The sequence below is a fragment of the Pseudomonas huaxiensis genome (assembly GCF_003231275.1).
GTDB lineage: Bacteria > Pseudomonadota > Gammaproteobacteria > Pseudomonadales > Pseudomonadaceae > Aquipseudomonas > Aquipseudomonas huaxiensis.
The window spans coordinates 1-15,921 of record NZ_QKVL01000073.1 but is presented as its reverse complement, the minus strand read 5'-3'; the positions used below and the strand labels follow the sequence as shown (position 1 = coordinate 15,921).

Annotated in this window: 14 protein-coding genes and 1 pseudogene; 1 reads left to right on the top strand and 14 read right to left on the bottom strand. The window is 62.8% G+C overall.

From position 1 onward, the window contains the following. From DM374_RS31465 to DM374_RS31400, 13 genes and pseudogenes are all read right to left on the bottom strand, one after another. Window positions 1-308 (bottom strand): annotated as a pseudogene (locus DM374_RS31465) (transposase); the annotation flags it as partial. Between the two features lie 23 nt (window positions 309-331). After that, on the bottom strand, window positions 332-2,512 hold the full coding sequence (gene gspD / locus DM374_RS31460; RefSeq protein ID WP_157969786.1) for a type II secretion system secretin GspD: 2,181 nt from the start codon (window positions 2,510-2,512) through the stop codon (window positions 332-334). A 36-nt stretch (window positions 2,513-2,548) separates the two neighbouring features. Then, window positions 2,549-3,052, bottom strand: a complete 504-nt coding sequence (locus tag DM374_RS31455; RefSeq protein WP_110973393.1) for a type II secretion system protein N — start codon at window positions 3,050-3,052, stop codon at window positions 2,549-2,551. Further along, window positions 3,045-3,647, bottom strand: coding sequence for a type II secretion system protein GspM (gene gspM, locus DM374_RS31450; RefSeq protein WP_110973392.1), 603 nt, complete (start codon window positions 3,645-3,647; stop codon window positions 3,045-3,047). Before gspM ends, DM374_RS31455 begins: the two co-directional genes overlap by 8 nt. Continuing rightward, window positions 3,644-4,498, bottom strand: a complete 855-nt coding sequence (locus tag DM374_RS31445; RefSeq protein ID WP_157969785.1) for a PilN domain-containing protein — start codon at window positions 4,496-4,498, stop codon at window positions 3,644-3,646. The genes gspM and DM374_RS31445 overlap by 4 nt, the downstream gene beginning before the upstream one ends. Window positions 4,499-4,680: 182 nt before the next feature. After that, window positions 4,681-5,259: a prepilin-type N-terminal cleavage/methylation domain-containing protein gene (locus DM374_RS31440; RefSeq protein WP_110973390.1), complete on the bottom strand. Its 579-nt coding sequence runs from the start codon at window positions 5,257-5,259 to the stop codon at window positions 4,681-4,683. After that, window positions 5,256-5,639, bottom strand: a complete 384-nt coding sequence (locus DM374_RS31435; protein ID WP_110973389.1) for a type II secretion system protein — start codon at window positions 5,637-5,639, stop codon at window positions 5,256-5,258. The genes DM374_RS31440 and DM374_RS31435 overlap by 4 nt, the downstream gene beginning before the upstream one ends. After that, window positions 5,636-6,076 carry a GspH/FimT family pseudopilin gene (locus tag DM374_RS31430; protein ID WP_225422647.1) on the bottom strand — a complete coding sequence of 147 codons (441 nt, stop codon included), beginning with the start codon at window positions 6,074-6,076 and terminating at the stop codon, window positions 5,636-5,638. Before DM374_RS31430 ends, DM374_RS31435 begins: the two co-directional genes overlap by 4 nt. Then, window positions 6,076-6,486, bottom strand: coding sequence for a type II secretion system major pseudopilin GspG (gspG, locus tag DM374_RS31425; protein ID WP_110973388.1), 411 nt, complete (start codon window positions 6,484-6,486; stop codon window positions 6,076-6,078). The genes DM374_RS31430 and gspG overlap by 1 nt, the downstream gene beginning before the upstream one ends. A 19-nt stretch (window positions 6,487-6,505) precedes the next feature. Continuing rightward, window positions 6,506-7,708: a type II secretion system F family protein gene (locus tag DM374_RS31420; RefSeq protein WP_110973387.1), complete on the bottom strand. Its 1,203-nt coding sequence runs from the start codon at window positions 7,706-7,708 to the stop codon at window positions 6,506-6,508. Next, window positions 7,705-9,402, bottom strand: coding sequence for a GspE/PulE family protein (locus DM374_RS31415; RefSeq protein ID WP_110973386.1), 1,698 nt, complete (start codon window positions 9,400-9,402; stop codon window positions 7,705-7,707). Before DM374_RS31415 ends, DM374_RS31420 begins: the two co-directional genes overlap by 4 nt. Window positions 9,403-9,466: 64 nt before the next feature. Next, window positions 9,467-10,198, bottom strand: coding sequence for a type II secretion system protein GspK (locus DM374_RS31410; RefSeq protein ID WP_157969783.1), 732 nt, complete (start codon window positions 10,196-10,198; stop codon window positions 9,467-9,469). A 279-nt stretch (window positions 10,199-10,477) separates the two neighbouring features. Next, the gene (locus tag DM374_RS31400) at window positions 10,478-14,665 is read right to left on the bottom strand and encodes an RHS repeat-associated core domain-containing protein (RefSeq protein ID WP_263854307.1); all 4,188 of its coding nucleotides are present in this window, start codon (window positions 14,663-14,665) and stop codon (window positions 10,478-10,480) included. 244 nt (window positions 14,666-14,909) lie between these two features. Between DM374_RS31400 and DM374_RS31395 the strand changes: the two genes are divergently transcribed. After that, window positions 14,910-15,200, top strand: a complete 291-nt coding sequence (locus tag DM374_RS31395) for a 2Fe-2S iron-sulfur cluster-binding protein (protein ID WP_110973382.1) — start codon at window positions 14,910-14,912, stop codon at window positions 15,198-15,200. A gap of 177 nt (window positions 15,201-15,377) precedes the next feature. On the opposite strand, the gene DM374_RS31390 is transcribed toward DM374_RS31395, so the two are convergent. Further along, window positions 15,378-15,921 (bottom strand): tyrosine-type recombinase/integrase (locus DM374_RS31390; protein WP_225422645.1); only part of this gene is annotated, 544 nt, incomplete at its 5' end.

Genomic DNA, 15,921 nt, shown 5'->3' with positions numbered 1-15,921 from the left:
TTGGTCAGGTAGTACTCAATAGACTCTTCCAGATCTTTCACGCTGGTGTGTGCCTGGCGCTTGATCCACTTCTCACTCAACGTCGAGAAAAAGCGCTCAACCATATTCAACCAAGACGCCGACGTCGGTGTGAAATGGACCTGGTAGCGCGGGTGTGCTGCAAGCCAAGCTTTGATCTTGTCGGTCTTGTGCGTCGCATAGTTATCCATCACTAAATGGGCGGGGATGTCGCCCGGGACGTTGGCGTCCACCTCCTTGAGGAAAGCGAGAAACTCTGTGCTTCGATGGCGGCGCTTCAATCGTCCAATAGCAGAAGCATTTCAGATACAGCTTAACCTCCATCCACCGCCGGCTGTACCAGCTGCAACTTCTGCCTATACTCATCCGTGACCTGTCGGGCACTGCTTGCGTCGACAACCACCCGCGGCGTGATCAGGACAATCAATTCGGTACGCTCACGGTTGCGCTGTGCAGTGCTAAATAACCAGCCAAGACCCGGAATCCTGCCCACCCACGGTACTTGGCTGCGACTCTCGGCATCGTTCTGCTTGATCAGCCCCCCCAGCAGAACTGTCTGGCCACTCTGTGCCGCGATCTGGGTCGATACGGAGCGCGTCGAGATGCTAGGGTTGCCATTGGCATCGAGCAACGTGCTGGCATCGCTGACCTGTTGCTGAATATCCATGTATACCAGGCCACCCGGATTGATTCGTGGAACAACGTCGAGAATCACACCGGTCTGCACGTACTGTACGCTGCTAGTGGTGACCGAGGTGTTGTCAAGGTTGATGCTTGTCTGGTTGATCGGGATGTTGTCACCGACCTGGATCTGCGCACTCTGGTTGTTCATCACCACCAATGACGGCGCGGACAGCACTCGCGTGTTGCCGCTGCTCTCCAGCGCATGCAAGGCCACCTGCAGGTTATTGCTGACAAACGAGTAAAACAGCGAGTCGCTCGCCTTCAAGGCTGCCCCGCCTCCACCCATCGCCCCCTGACTGCCCGGTACGTTCTGAATACCGTTGGTACCGGCGTTTCCAGCCAGGCGCCCTAGGTACCACTGGACACCCAGTTCCATGCCATCTTCAAGGCTGACCTCAAGAATGCGTGTTTCTATCTGCACCTGAAGCGGCGGGTTATCGAGACGGCGAATCGCCGCCTGGATTTCCTGCCACTGAGCAGGCCGGCAGCGCACCAACAATTGATTGCTGCCCTGTTGCGCTGTAATGCGAACCTGACTGTCGCCCGGTTGGCTAGTGAATATCGAGGCAGCAGCCCCCTCGGCGCCCACCTGCTTATCATCACCCTCACCATCACGAGGACGAGCGATCACCTCCCGGGCGCCTGGTAATCCGGAATCGGGACTTAACGACCCGAGGCCATGCTGGGATGACAGCGTGGTGCTGCGCAACCCGGGGGCTACCTGCCCCTGACCGTCGTTACCTGGCGACTCGTTAGCATAGATCTGCCTCAAGTAGCGTGCCAGATCGCTGGCCTTCATGTTGCGCACGTCATAGACATACATCTGCGGCTCATACCCCCCGCCCTGGTCGATGGTGTCGATCCAGCGCCCGACCTCATCGAGGTATTCGGGCTGCGCGGAAATCGCCACCACGGCGTTGGTCCTCTCGATGGGCAGGAAATGGATCATCCCGGCCAGGGGGGTGCTACCGCGCTGGCCGAACAAGCGATTGAGCTCGGGCATCAGTTCGGCAACATCGGCCCGCTGCAGGTTGAACACACCAATGGACATGCCTTTGAGCCAGTTGAGGTCGAAGGTGTCGATGGTGTCCTGATAGTTGGCCAACTCTTCGGGCGTCCCTCCCAGCACCAGCACGTTGCGTGCAGGATCCACCAGCAGGAACGCGCTCTCCCGGGCAAACGGCTTGAGCAGCTTCTGCATTTCCACCGCAGTGATGTAGTTCAAGGTGAACAGACGTGCGCTCATTCCGCTGCCGGGCGCCGGGACATGCCGCTGTGGGGTCATCTGCCCGGCTACCGCCAGCTTGGCCGGCACCACCCAGTAACGGCCATCCTGGCGAATCAGGGCATTGCCGGTCCACGACAGCAGGGTTTGCAGGATGGACAGTGCCTGGCCTTTGTCCACTGGCTTGGCCGTGGAAAACGACACCTCGCCGCTGACTCCCTGGGCAATGCTGTAGTCCTCCTGCAACACGTCGCCCAGTACGGTATTGATCACTGCGGCGATGGGCTGATTGGCGAAGTTGAAACTGATCTGGCCTTCCTCGACAGCGGGCGTCGTCCTGGTCCGCGCAGGCAGGTCGGCAACGAACTGCCGGTTGCCCCGTAGTATCTGCCGGCGCGCCGGAACAGGTGTCTCCACGGACGCGGCCGCCTCGACCTGCGCGGGCGCATCGGCCGGGCCTTCACGCCCGGTACCCTGCAATCCTTCACGAATCAGATCGTGGTCCTGCAATGGCGCCGGCAACGAATGGGCGCAGCCCTGGAGGGTCAACGCCGCCAGGCAAGTCAGGGCAAAACGATTAGCCACGAAATCAATATCCTTCTGAAAATGCAAACATGAGGTTCAGCGGGGCACGGTAGGCAGCCTCGGGCTGCTGATCTGCAGGGAATGGCGATGGGGACCGATGCTCAGCTCGACCTGCCGCTCATCGATATGGGTCACCACCCAGCCGCCGGGCAAGACGTCGCCCTGCCTGACGGTCAGGGCCCGCTGGCCCGACTGCTGGATGAACGCGACCCGCAAAGGCGGCGCGACCATCACACCGGTCAACGACAGCTCGTCGGTAGCGGGGGGTGGGCTGCTCACCTGCTCATCCGGCGCAGCATCGGCGTGACGCCGCTCGGCGAAGAGGGGCAACTCCCAGATGGCGGAGTAGACCAACAGTTCGACGGGCCGTCGGGACGCCGCTGGCGGCGCGGCAGGCGGCTCGCTCACGACCATGGGTGCTGGGGCCTCCCACTGCACCTCCTGCACGTTGCCACGCAGGAACAACCACAGTCCGCCGAGCAGGACACAGGCCAATGCCCAGGGCAGGCTGGCGAGCACCACCCGCTTGCGATCATTCATGCCGGGCTCCTTGCTTGCGCGCCAGATAACCGGAGAGCTGCAACTGCACCGCCAGCCGATTGGGTGAATGCCCGTTGTCCGGCGACATCTCGTCCAGGCGCCGGATATCCATCGATTCGATCAGCAACAACGGCACCTGGTGCTCGAGCCGGTGCAAGGTGGTCGCCAGCGCCTGAGGTCCGCACTCCAGCGCCACTTCAATGACCACCTTGGTCAGCCCGCCCTGTTCAGACACTTGCCGGGGAATCCGATTGAGCACGATGCAGGGCAGTCCGCTTTCCGGATTCATGGCGGACCGCTCGACCACCAGTTGCATCACCTGCGCCTGAGCGGCCTCGGGCCCGGCAGCGGACAGTGGAGTACCGGCGATCATCGGCGAATCACTGGCCGCCTCCAGGCGTACCTTGTAAGTTTCGCGCTGTGCTTCGAGCCGGGCATAGCGCTGATGATCGATCATCATCTGCCCCTCTTCCTGCGCCATGCGCAGCAAGGGCGCGACGAACCAGGCATGGATCGTCAACCAATACGCCAGGCCCACCACCATCAGCGCCAGCAGCACGGCACCGCAGCGCCGGGCATCATGATTCAGTCTCATCGTTCGTCATGCTCCAACACCGGCCATCGAGCCTGTAGGGTGAAACGTTCACGGCCGGATTCGCGGTCAGGCTGGATGCCTCCTTGCAACACCGCCTTGCGCAGTCCGGCACATTCGTTCAGCAGTTCGGGCAGGTCGCTGGCCCGCTCACTGCTACCGGACAACTGCAGGCGTCCATCGCGACTGGCCTGCAAGCTATCCAGCCAGGTCTGCTCGGGCAGGCACCGGGTCAGCAGGTCCAGCATGGCCACGCTGGTCAGACGCTGTTCTTCATTGAGCTGGAAGGCACGTTCCATCTCCACCCTGGCCTGCCACTGCTTGCGCATGCCATCGACCTCAAGGGCGCTCGCCCGAGCCCGGGACAGTTCCTCGCGGCGAGTCTCCAATGCCTGCTCGCGGCGCTCGACCCAGGCGTTCAAGGTGGCCAGGGCGAGCATCACGCAAGCGGCCTTCAACAGGCGGCGCACCAAGCGTGCCTGTCGCCGCGCGCGGCCATGGACGGTGCCAGACAACAGGTCGAGGCCCAGGGGTCGACCGACCGGGTCACACACATCCACCCAGCCGGCCTCGATGCTCAGCGCTAGGGCTTCCCGGACGATGCCATCGAGACGCTCGCGCTCGATCATCACCAGGTTGATCCACATCGACTGCGAAGCCCCCCCCGGCAACAGACACACGTCGAAGCAGACCTGCGTCGGCGTAAAAGGGGTGTACTTGTCCAGCTCGAACAGCAACACCTGGCGCGCCGCATGCAGGGACATCCGCGGCAGCGCAAGGGTGCACTCCAGCACCGCCCCGGGCGCCAGCAGCAGCACCTGCGGCCCCGCCGTGACCGGCTCCTCACTCGCCACGGGCCAGTCGAGCTGTCGTCCCCGCCCACGCAGCTGTAGCCGATGCCTCATTGGTGAGGGCAGGCAATCGAACAGCGATCGCCACCAGCACGCGAAGAAACGCGCCAGCGGTGTGCCTTGCCAGCGCTCGACGGCCCGGCGCGTGATAAGCGCCGGACCGGGAAGTGACGCCAGGGAACCTTTCATTTTCCAATACCTGTCTGCTGATTGCCGCGCACCATCAGGCTCGTCGTCGACCATTGTCCCTGGGCGTTGCGCATCTGCAGGCGCACCAGGCGAGGGGCGCGCTGCGGCCAGGGCCAATGGTCGAGCCAACCGCTGTCGCGCCTCATGTCGTCGAACCCTCGATAACTCAGGCCGAGGTCGCGCAGGCCGCTGATCAACACCTGGGGATCGCCCCAAAGCACCTCGCGATCACTGGCCAGGAAGGTCACGCGCAGTTCCAGGCCTGCCTTGCCAACCGCTGTCACCTCCAGCCGGTGCCGACGTGGTTGTCCACCCAGCCCCATGGGCAAGGGGGCGATGAACTCCGCTCGATCAGGCTCACCCATAAATCCTCCGGAGGGATAAAGGCCCTCTATAGCTTTTCGCAGAAACAGTTTCGCCGCGCGCTCCTGGCCCATGCGCTGACTCGCCGCCATGGCGTTGCCCAAGGCGCCGGCACTGCTCTTGTAGGCACCTGCTACCAGCACCATCAGCAGGCCCATCAAACTGATGGACGCCAACAGTTCGAGCAGGGTGAAACCTTGCATCCGCCTCATGGTTCGCCCTTGCGCGCAGGCCGCTGTAATCGAAGTGTCGAGAAATGCTCCTGGCGCACACCGCGGCTCAGGGTCAGGTCGAGGCGGTACAGGGCGATGCCGGTGCCGGACAAAGTGTCCTGGAGGGTGCAATCGAGCTGCCAGCGCACCCCCTCCCGCATGCCTTCGAGCCTGCCGGGCGGCACGTTGCCGAGAACATTTTCGGCGAACAGCGAGCGCGCCATGTCGGCCATGTGGTTTTTCAGTTCGTCACGCACTCCGCCCTTGAGCGCCTCCCCCGCACCGCTGAGCACCACCGTCAGGCCCACAGCCAACAAGGCGATGGCGGCGATCAGCTCGAGCAGGGTGAAGCCGCCTTGCCTGCGCCGTCCGCCGCTCATGGCTGCAGCTGCCGCACACTGGCGATACCGGTCAGCCAACTGATGTCGATCCGTGTCACCTGGGTCGTCGATTGCACCTCCAGCTTGCCCCCGCTGGAACTACCGTCGGGATGAAAGCGAAGGAGCGCAGACCGACCGTCCGCCGCAAGCGCTAGGTGCACCGTCCAGCCAAGGGTGCTCGGCAGGCAGCGCTGCGCTTTCACTCCCTGGCGATAACACCTGGCCTGCGCGTCGAACGCGACACTCACCTGGCGCTGTTGCAGCAGGGCCTGCGAGCGTGCTTCGCGCAGGGTCTGCAGCAACTCGGCGATGGCCTGTCGCTCGCCATGCGCCGACACGCCCCGCCCCAGCCCGTTGACCAGCAATGCGCTGGCAAGGCCGATCAGGGCGATGACCGCAAGCAGCTCGATCAGCGTGAAGCCGCCTTGCCCTCGCACTATTGCCAATTGCCCAGATCCGCATCGATGCCCTCGCCCCCGGGCTTGCCGTCGCGGCCGAGGAACAGCAGATCGAAGCTGCCGTGCTCGCCGGGGCTGAGGTAGGCGAATTCATGGCCGAACGGGTCGTGCAACTCGCTTTGCTTGGCATAGGGGCCGAACCAGTTCGTGGCATCCTTCGGTTTCACCAGCAAGTCCTGCAAAGCCACAGGAGGAGCACCAACATCCATGGCGTAGTTCTCGAGCTTCATGCTCAAGCTGGCCAGCTGCGCCTTTGCCGCGCCGACCTTGCCCTTTTCGAGGTTACCGCCGACCTGGCGCACCACGATGGCCGCTACCACTCCCAGCAGCGCGATCACCGCGAGCATTTCAAGCAGGGTAAAACCACCATTACGAAGACGTTTGCGCACGATTGCTCCTTGATTGCGTTCAGATAGTGCTGGTCAGCTCCATCAATGGCAGCAGGATCGCCAACATGATCAGCGCCACCATCAGGGTCATCAGCAGGGTGAGGGTCGGTACCAGGGCCGCCATGAAACGCTTGGTCGACGTCTGGACCTGACGGTCGTAGATACGGGCCAGCCGGAGCAGCATTTCCCCCAACTGTCCGGACTGTTCCCCGACACGGATCATGTGCATCGCCAGTTCCGGAAAGACCCCGCTACGCTCCAGGGCGATGGCCAGCGACAGCCCTTCGCGAACGGCCTGGGCGGCCTGGGTCAAGGCGGCACGCATGGCCAGGTTCCTGGCTACCTGCCGGGCGATGTCCAGGCTCGCCAGCAACGCCACGCGCTTGCTCAACAGGGTGCCGAGGGTCTGTGCCAGGCGGGCGGTCTCCAGGGCTTGCAGGAATCCACCGAGCCCGGCGCTGCGCAGCAACCGCCCATGCAGCGCCTGGCGCCGGTGCGGTTCGCGCAACGCCAGCAGCACGCCCGCCCCCGACAGCACGCCAGCCAGCGCGATGAACAGCCCCCAATGCACGAGTACCTCGCCCAGGCCGAGGACGGCTTCGGTCAGGGCGGGCAGAACGATATTCAGGTCGGCAAACACCGGGACGAACTGAGGAACCACGTACGCCAGCAGCAAGACCAGCGATCCAAGCACGCCCACCAGCAGGAATGCCGGATAGATCAGCGCGCTGGCGAGCTCGCCACGCTGGGTCTGGGCCCGCTCCAGGTAGTGTGCCAACTGTCCCAGCGCATCGACCAGGGTGCCGGAGGCCTCACCGGCGCGAACCAGGCTGAGATAGAACGAGGAAAAGTTGCGGCCTTCCCGACTCATGGCCGACGACAGCGACGCCCCTGCCTTGACCTGTTGCTGCAAGCGCGCCAGCAGCTCCCGCATCGCCCTGGGCTGGCGCTGCCGGGCCAGCAAGCGCAACGCGCTTTCCAGTGGCTGGCCGGCCTCGAGCAGCGTCGCCAGTTGCTCGGTGAAACGCAGAACCGGGCCGGCATCCGGCCGCGGCTGAAGGGTGAACAAGCGCCCCCAGTGGCGCTCGCGAAGGCCTACTTCGACGATCAGCAGGTCGTCGCCCTGCAGGCGACTGATCGCCTGTTCGCGGCTCTGTGCCTGGACCTGTCCCTTGACAGGCAGACCCTGGCGGTCGATGGCACGGTACCGGTAGTCGTTCATGCCAGTGCCTCACCGGTACTGCTGGTGATCCGCAGGACTTCTTCCAGGCTGGTGACGCCCTCCGCCGCCAGGCGCAGGCCCTCTTCGTGCAGCGTGCGCATGCCTTCTCGCCGAGCCTCGCGCTCCAGCACGGTGCTGTCGGCTTGCTCCATCAGCAGCGTACGGATGGCCTCCGACATGACCAGCAATTCGCTGATCGCCACGCGGCCGCGGTAGCCATCGCCCCCGGCATCGGGTCGCGGGCGGTACAGACGTATCGGACGCTCGTCGGTGAAGCGATCGAGGCCGTGCTCGCGCACCAGCGTTGGCGACGCCTCGAACGACTCGCAGCGCTCGGGATCAAGGCGCCGGAGCAAACGCTGGGCCAGCACGCCGTTGAGGGTCGAGGCCAGCAAGTAGCGTTCGGCGCCCATGTCCAGCAGGCGGGCGATACTCGCGCTGGCGCTGTTGGTGTGCAGGGAAGACAGCACCAGGTGGCCGGTCAACGCCGACTGGATGGCGATGCGACAGGTTTCCAGGTCACGAATCTCGCCGATCATGATCACATCCGGGTCCTGGCGCACGATAGAACGCAGGGCCGTGGCGAAGTCCAGGCCTATGGCGGGCTGCACCTGCAACTGGTTCACCCCTTCGAGCCGGTACTCCACCGGATCCTCGACGGTGATGATCTTGCGTTCGACGGCATTGAGCGTGGCCAGCGCGGCATAGAGCGTGGTGGTCTTGCCCGAGCCGGTGGGCCCGGTGACCAGCAGGATGCCGTTGGGTCGCTGCAAGGCGTCGAGCAGGCGTTCTAGCGGCAGGCCGCTGAAACCCAGGTGCGCGAACTCCAGGGTGACGGCGCTCTGGTCCAGCAGGCGCATGACCACCGACTCGCCAAAGCTGGTGGGCAGGGTCGAGACGCGCAGGTCTACCTGGCGCCCCGCCAGGCGCAGCGAGATTCGTCCGTCCTGCGGTAACCGACGCTCGGCGATATCGAGCCGAGACATGATCTTCACCCGGGAAATCACCGCCGCGGCCGAGCGCACCGGCGGCGACTCCACCGCCCGCAACAGGCCATCCACCCGGTAGCGGATGGTCAGGGTGTTTTCGAAAGGCTCGATATGGACGTCGGAGGCACGCAGGTCCAGGGCGCGTTGCAGGATCAGGTTGACCAGCTTGATGACCGGCGCTTCATGCGCGAGGTCCTTGAGGTGGTCGATATCCTCCGGGTCCTGGAGGTGCTCGAACTCCTCGGCGAGCGTGCCCATTGCCGAGCGCCCGTCTCCGTAGAGGGTCTCGATCAACTGCTCGACCTCACTCGGGGTACCCACTGACGGGCATAACGAAAGACCGGTGGCGAAAGCAACGGCGTGCATCGGATAAGGATCGAATGGACGTGCTACCGCCACCTTCAGTTGGCCTTGGTCTGCGAAGCCGAACGGTGCGATGCCCTGGTGACGCAGAAAACGCAGAGGCAGAACGGGTAATGCTGCTTCCTGCACCAGTGCCTCCGAAGCCCCATACCGCGGCCAGCCCAGCAACCCTGCGCAGGTGTGCGCCAATTGCACCTCGGAGATCATCCCCAGACGCAGCAACAGGTCCGGCAATGTGCTTTGTGGTTGCTCGACACGCAGCGCTTCGGCATGGGCCAGCGCCTCGCGGGTCAGATGCCCCTCGTAGACAAGCTGTTCGACGAGGGGGTCGATGATGTCCATATCCTGCTGGATTCCTCAAGAAACGGCCCCGGCCAGGGCCCACACGAACGACAGCCGGGCGAGCTCAGCGCTCCGCCCAGTGCAACGTCCGGAACACCCCCGACTGCTGGTCGTCGGGCGTCAGCATGACGGTGGCAGTCAGGCCGGCGCTGAAACCATCGTCGAGCCGCGCATCGACATCGATGCTGACGATTGAGCCCGGGTTGACGGTGGTCATGGGCGTGCTCGGGAGGCCGGTGATCTGCGCCAGTGTCGGGTCGATGAAAGGCGCTACCGGCACCCGGTTTCCTGCCCACAACGTCACATGGGGCAGGACACGCTGGAACAGCGCCGTCTCCATAGACGTGACAGCGAGCAGTTCTTCCAGGTGAAAGAGCGGTTTATTTTTCTGCCGGTGGGCCTGCATTTGCCCGACCAAAGCGTCAGCCTCGCCAGGGCTAGCGCCCATGGCGACGAAGAGGCTGGAAAAGTACTCGAGGCGAGCGGTATTCAGGTCGAGCTTTCCATGCTCGCTACGGACCGCAAGCGCCAGATCCACATCGCCCTGCCGCACCTGCAGCACCTGACCATTGGCCGGGAAGCGTTCCGGGTGTCGCAACAACTCGAACACCACCAGCGACACCCCGCCCTCGGCGGCGAGCAAGGCCTTGCTGCGCTGCAGCTCGGCATGGCTCTGGCGGCTCTCGAGGCGCATGGATGGCAATACCGCCAGCATCGCCAGGCTGAGCGCCGCCATCACCCAGAGCACGAGGGTCAGGGCCAGGCCGCGTTGCTGGCGTATGGGGGGGCGGGTCATCTCACGCGACATTGAAGTGGATCAACAGGAACCAGAAACCTGCTTGCGCCAACAGGCAGGCGAGGAAGCGCAAGCCAGTCGGGATCCTGACTGGCAGCCGCATCGTTACCATGACTGCGTAGAACGCCCCGCAAGCCAGAAGACTGAGAAATGCCCATAGAACCCATACCAATACGGGACGCGAGGGAATGAGAACCGCGCTCAACACAATGGAGGGAGACATGCACAAAAGCGCAACGTTGCTACTACCGTAATTGGTTGACAGGCGATCACGCCGTTTCATGGGCGACATTGGTAAGAGTTCTCCCGGGTATCCGAACAGTGGCCATCCCCATCACAGCCACCAAGCCCGTCAGTGTGAAAAAAGAGCATAAAGCCCACCCAGTAAGGATTGCTCCCCACGAGCTTGCCTCCCCCGGGAACTGCCGACTCCAGCACATGTTTGGCCGCTTGCTTGGCGACAGCGCTCGACGTCTTCTTCACAGCTTTTTCAGTCAGCGTCTCCGCCCGAGGACCGCCACGATCTTCCAGCCCGCTCTTGGGGAATCCGCCAGGCCCCCCATTGGAGGTGCCCTGCCCGGTCAGTGCAAGCCCCAGCACATCGACGAAGCTGCTCGGGTTGCCACCGGCATAGGCGAAGGTATTCATTCCGCCTTCCAGTCCGATCGGGTCGCTCTGCATGTAGCGGCCCAGCGCGGGATTGTAGTCACGGTGATAGTTGTAGAACAGCGGTGTGTCCAGGCCCAGGAGCTGCGCAGGCAGGCGCTCGGAGGCGGCATCGCTGAACTGGCCCGGGAATCGCAGGGCTATGGGCGTTGGCCAAGGGTTGTAGCCGCTTGCCTCTTCGACTGGAGCGCCGACCCCATAACCGCTGCCGTTCCAGGACCAGACCACCCCCCCATCCACATCGATGGCCATTCGCGGCGTGTTCAAAGGGTCGCTGTGCAGGTAGAAGATGCTGATGTAGTCCTCCATGTAGGGAACACCGATATCGATCTGTGCCAGTGGCAGATCGTCCAGCCACACCCAGCGAACCTTGCGCACTTTTTCACTACCTTCGAACGTGTCCATGGCGATCAGGTGACCCTGGGGGTCGTAGCGATAGTAGGTGGCCTTGCTGAAGGCCCCCGTGGCCGGATCGAAACTGTGGGTCGCGTTGCGTCGGCCGAAATCATCGTAGAAATAGGCGCGTACCTTGGTTCCCTGCTGGTTGCGCACCTCGCTCAGTCGGTTCTCCGGATCGTAGGCATAGCGCCAGCCATCGTTGACATCCAGGTGGTTGCCCGCCGCATCCAGACCCACCGGTGCTCCGTTCCGGCTCAGCAGGCGATTGCTGTTGCCGGCGAAAGCGAGGCTCTGGGTGTCGAGCACCGTACCGGTATCCAGCGCCGTGGTCCGGGCTTCGGTACGGTTGCCGTTGGCATCGTAGGTGTAGTTGATGCGCTTGTAGTCGCTCTCTTCGCTGACCAGGCGATTGCTGCGATCGTAGGCGAAGGAGCGCTGGGTATCGTTGACCTGCCGGCTGGTGATATTGCCCATGGCATCGTAGGTGAAACGTGCGATGGAGGTGCCGCCGAGGGTCAGGTCGGTCAGCCGGTAGGCCGTGTCATGCTGGCGCACCAGCTTGCTGCCGTTGCCCCAGGTCAGCTCGGAGACGGGGCCAAGGGGCAGGTACTTGATCTGGCTGGCGATAGGGTAATCCTTGCCGGCCAGGCGGAATGTGATGCTGGTGGCCTGACCGTTACCGTTTCGCTCGGTCTTTACGCCACTCCCATCCTCTACGCCCACACCCGTCATGTTGCCGCTGTCGTCATAGGTGAACCCACTCTCCAGCATGCGCTGGGTGCCGGTAGGTTCCCGATGGAACGTGAGCTGGCTGATCAGGCTTCCATCGTCAGGCCGCAGCGAGTACCGGTCCTCCGCCTGGGCAGTGATCACTTTCCATCCCGAGCTCTGCGGGCTGTACTGCGCATCCAGCGCCGGCAAGCCATCATATTTCCTGCTGGCAAGTCGGCCCTCCTCGTCATAGGTGAAGCGGGTGGTCACGCCATTGGCCGACAGCCGGCGCACCAGCTTGCCCTTGGCGTCATAGGTATCCTGCCGCACGCCGCTGTCCGGGCTCTCGACCCGTAACGTGCGGCCCTGTTGGTCATGGCTGTACAGCGTCTGGTTGTTGCGGCCGTCGGTGACACTGGCGACATGCCCAAGGGCGTCGTAACGGGTGATCGCGGTCCCCCCCGCCGTGTCCGTCACGGCGGTCCGCTGGCCCCACGGGTCGACCTCGTAGCGTTGCGACTGGTTCAGCGAGTTGCCTTGCCCCTTGAGGTGGCCGGCCGCGTCATACTGATAGGTCACCACGCCGGCATCGCCCCATTGCGACGAAATCCGCCGATTCAACTCGTCGAAGGTTTCCCGATATAGACCGACCGTCTGGCCGTTGCGGTCCAGATAGCGGGTAGCGAGCCGATTGCCGGCGGCATCCAGGGTGTACCGGACTTTCTGGCCCTGACCGACGGACATCTCGACCATGCGCCTGGCGTCATCGTAGACGTACTCGCGGCTCAGGCTGTTTGAGTTGATGCTGCTCAGATCGCCTGCCGGTGTGTAGCTGAATCGCTTGATGTTGTCCGCGTTGATCTCGGACATCCAGTACAACTTGCCATCACCGGTGTAGGTCACGTTGAAGCGTCGATTCCCCAGACGGAGGTTTTTCGGCTGGCCGAAGGCGGTGAAGTTGCTGAACACGTAGGGGCCTTTGTCGAGCGCACTCATGGACGTCATGTTGCCGTCGGCGTCGTAGGCGAAGGTGACCGTGCCGTTCTGCTCCAAGCGGGTGACCTGGCCATAGGCGTCATAGGTATAGCGTGTGGTGACGGGTGCGGCACCGGCCTGCACGGGCAGAGAGCTCGCCATGGACTCCAGCAGACGACCTTGCCCGTCATACGTCATCAACGTCTGCCGGCCTGGCTCGCGGATGGCCACCGGCAGCACGCCGTCGCTGTCGCGCTCGGTCACGATGGTTCGCGCCTGGGCGGTCCCATAGGCTTCCGTGCGCGAGATTTCCAGGCCCAGGGCGTTATAGGCATAGCGCGTCTGCACGCCCTTCTCATCCGTGCGCTCGATGAGATTTCCCGGTTCGTCGTAGGCGAACGAGGAGTTGCTGAGCGAACAATTCGGCGAAGCCTGGCCCTCGACCTTCACGGCCCGGCGAACACTGGCGATGGTCTGGAAGGTATGGATCGAGCGCTTGCCCAGCGCATTGGTCAGGGTGGTGACGCCTAGGTCGTTGTACGCCAGGGTGACCTTTTCCACACCCCCGGCATGCTCGCTGCTGATGGCCCGACCACGACCGTCATAACTCCAGGTGGCGAAGCGAATGCCGCGCTCATCAATCAGCCCGGTCAGGTGGAAGGGCCAGCGCGCATCGTCATACACGTACTGCCGGTTGGCACTCCAGTTGCCCGTACCCTTGCGTGTCGCGGCGATCAATCGACCGCCACTGTCGTAGCCATACTGCACGCTGATCGCCGCGTTGCTGACCTTGGTCAGGCGCCCGTAGGTGTCATGCTCCAGAGTCATTTTCTTGCCGTAGCTGTCGGTGACCGTGACCACTGCACCGGCGTAGGCCAGGCTGTACTGGTAGCCGGAGCTCCCGCGCCACTGCACCAGCCGCCCCTGGCTGTCGAACGCCTGGACATCCTTCTCGAGGTTCACGTACTCCCAGCCATTGCCGACCTTGCGCAATGATCCGGCGCCAAGAGCGGTCGAGGTCGCCAGGGTGCCTCCGCTGTCCCGCAGGAAGGAGCGCTCCAGCCCATCGGCGCTCACCAGTTGGATATGGGTGGATCTGAACACCAGGTAAGTGCTGTAGGTGTGGGTCCAGTGAACCCGGCGGTTACTGTTGTAGAAACGAGCGAACTCCAGCGTGTTTACCCGCTGGCTGGCGATGTCGGTCTCGCGCTGGAACTTGTTGCCGGTCGCCATGTTGATCGGGTTGCCCGTACAGGACTCGCTGCCGGGCTCCCCCAGATTCTGTCGTGGGTCCACCTGCCCATAGGGATACGAACCCGTCTGCGGATTCTCGCTCCGCCACAGGGGAATCGGCTTTTGGTATGAGGTTAACGGAATGGGGCTTTCCGGCTTTTCCAAGTCGTCCACAGGCTCCGTCGCAACCAGCGGACCGGAGCTTTCGGACTGCTGCTGAGTCGGCGACGTGGCGGGTTGTTCCGGCTGAGGCTGGCCGTTCGTAGGCTCGGTTGAAGTCGATGGGCCAGTGCTCGGGGCAGGCTCGGTTGAACCTGGCTGACCGGAGCTTGAACCTGACGAGCCAGAGCCTGAACCCGACGATCCAGAGCTTGGGGCTGGCTGGCTGGAAGTTGAAGGCGCTGTGGGAGCGGCATTTTCAGCATGCGCGCCGAGCGCATGCAGCAAGAGGGCGACACAAAGCAGCTGTCCAGGAAGGTTCATGCAGAGTCCATTGCATAGGGCGGTGCGTGAGGCTACCCGAACTATACGAATGAATATCATTAAGATTAATTAAGTCTTCGCAATGGCTGACCATTGCTGATGGTCAGGTTGTACTCGCGGTGCAGCCGACGACGATGTGGATAAGTCGATAAATGAACTGATTTCTGAAAAACGCAGACCTTCATGCGTCTTGGCATGACCTGCAGGTTTGCAGGCCATTTGCTATTTCAAGGAGGTAAACCAAATGGCTGGCCAAGCATTCTCCGCAACAATCGGCGCCTGTCGTTTCATCTGCCCAACGGATGAATACATACTCGACGTGGCCTTAGATGCGAAGATCGATCTTCCCTACTCCAACCGTGCCGGATCCTGCTCATCATGCGTCGGCAAGTTGACCTCGGGCACGGTCAACCAGGACGACGGATCATTCCTCGATGATGAGCAGATAGCCCAGGGCTTCGTCCTGCTGTGCTGCGCCTATCCATTGGAAGATGTTCACATCGAGTCGCACAAGGAAGAAGAATTTATCCGTTGAGGTCCCACGGTTAATCTGGTCACGGGACTTACCTGCAAGCTTCGCGAATGCCGGTACCGTCAAATTTGTCGGTGCCTCGTAGATGGCAAGCATCTCGGCACGCTCACGCTGAAACTCGGAAACTGGCTCAGGATTTCGCACCTCAACAGCAGGCGTCGGTAAGCACTGATATGTGGGCTAGCGAACAGACCTATCAACAACAGCACGCACGGATCGCGCTACCGGCTCGATCCCATCCAAACCGACCGCCTCCTCAAGCCCTCGCGCCCTCAACGACTGCAGAACCGCCCCCTCCAAGCTGGTGGTCAATCGCTCACACGCCAACGCTACCCTGCCCTGCTCCAATTGATCCAGCCGGTTAGCCCAATCCTGCATCATTGCTCGGCGCTGCTCGACGTACTGAGCGTGGGTATAAGCGGCTCGCACCTTGTTAGGCTCACTGTGCGAGAGCTGGGCGTCTATCCATTGCTGGGGGTAGCCGAGCTCTGTAAGCGCCGTGGTGATTGTTGCCCTCATACCATGCCTCGTGGGCCGATCTGCATAGCCAAGTCGTTGCAAGGCACTGTTCAGCGTGTTCTCGCTGATACGCTCATTGAGCCTGGAACGATGCGAGAAGAGATACCGCTGCCCAGGGCGCACCAGGCTCAGCATCAGGCGGACGATCTCAGCCGCCTGGTGCGACAACGGGACGATGTAGGAAGGGATAGCCGCGGGTTTTCTA

Coding starts and splice junctions, on each gene's coding strand:
- gspM (WP_110973392.1), bottom strand. CDS start 3,647: ATGAGACTGAATCATGATGCCCGGCGCTGCGGTGCCGTGCTGCTGGCG.
- DM374_RS31420 (WP_110973387.1), bottom strand. CDS start 7,708: ATGAACGACTACCGGTACCGTGCCATCGACCGCCAGGGTCTGCCTGTC.
- DM374_RS31440 (WP_110973390.1), bottom strand. CDS start 5,259: ATGAGGCGGATGCAAGGTTTCACCCTGCTCGAACTGTTGGCGTCCATC.
- DM374_RS31415 (WP_110973386.1), bottom strand. CDS start 9,402: ATGGACATCATCGACCCCCTCGTCGAACAGCTTGTCTACGAGGGGCAT.
- DM374_RS31410 (WP_157969783.1), bottom strand. CDS start 10,198: ATGACCCGCCCCCCCATACGCCAGCAACGCGGCCTGGCCCTGACCCTC.
- DM374_RS31455 (WP_110973393.1), bottom strand. CDS start 3,052: ATGAATGATCGCAAGCGGGTGGTGCTCGCCAGCCTGCCCTGGGCATTG.
- DM374_RS31395 (WP_110973382.1), top strand. CDS start 14,910: ATGGCTGGCCAAGCATTCTCCGCAACAATCGGCGCCTGTCGTTTCATC.
- DM374_RS31400 (WP_263854307.1), bottom strand. CDS start 14,665: ATGAACCTTCCTGGACAGCTGCTTTGTGTCGCCCTCTTGCTGCATGCG.
- DM374_RS31435 (WP_110973389.1), bottom strand. CDS start 5,639: ATGAGCGGCGGACGGCGCAGGCAAGGCGGCTTCACCCTGCTCGAGCTG.